Source organism: Treponema endosymbiont of Eucomonympha sp., assembly GCF_001028545.1.
In genome coordinates this window covers 1-612 of sequence record NZ_BBPW01000426.1, presented here as the reverse complement: position 1 = coordinate 612, position 612 = coordinate 1, and the positions used below count along the sequence as shown (strand labels likewise).

1 pseudogene is annotated in these 612 nt (G+C 55.9%); it reads right to left on the bottom strand.

Features of this window, described 5'->3' with window-relative positions:
* Positions 1–485 precede the first annotated feature (485 nt).
* Positions 486–612 (bottom strand): annotated as a pseudogene (locus AWU74_RS10815) (IS5/IS1182 family transposase); the annotation flags it as partial.

The window sequence follows — 612 nt, the reverse complement described above, 5'->3', positions numbered from 1 at the left end:
ACCTCCTGTCGAGTGTAGGGTATTTATATCATACTGCCGCCGCTTTTGCCAACAGGTGTCTTGCGAAGGATGAAGCGAACAGGCTCGGCGGTTTCGCAGGCGGCACGCCAGAGTATTCGCAAGGCAAAGCGAGCGGGATAAGCGGAGGAGTCCCGCCTGACGCAAGGCGCTGCCAATACGCGGGAGCGGTGCATCCCGTACCCGTTTGGCAGAATTCCTCTGCGCCATAATGCAGAAGGTCTCTGTGCTACGGTACAGAGACCTTCTAACCAGTGCGTTAGATCTGGTCTAACCTATTGGTGAGAGAGGCGCTCACTTATGGGGGGAGCGGGATAGTTCCAGCTGTGTGCGCACTCTTCGGCACAGACTCCCGCTGGAGAGTCATAGGCGCGTGTGGCTCCCGCATGCCCTATTTATGCCCCGTATGATAGATTGAACTTTACAAGCGCCGCATCGTCTGCCGGTATTGCGTGTATCTTTATGCTCTAGGTAGTGTGGACTGGAAGGTAGAGGAACAAACACCTGACATGAATGGCGGCGATGAAGGAAGCGGTGAGCTTTGCATAGCGCGTAGCAATTCCCCGCCAGCGCTTGAGGGCACGGAAGACGTTT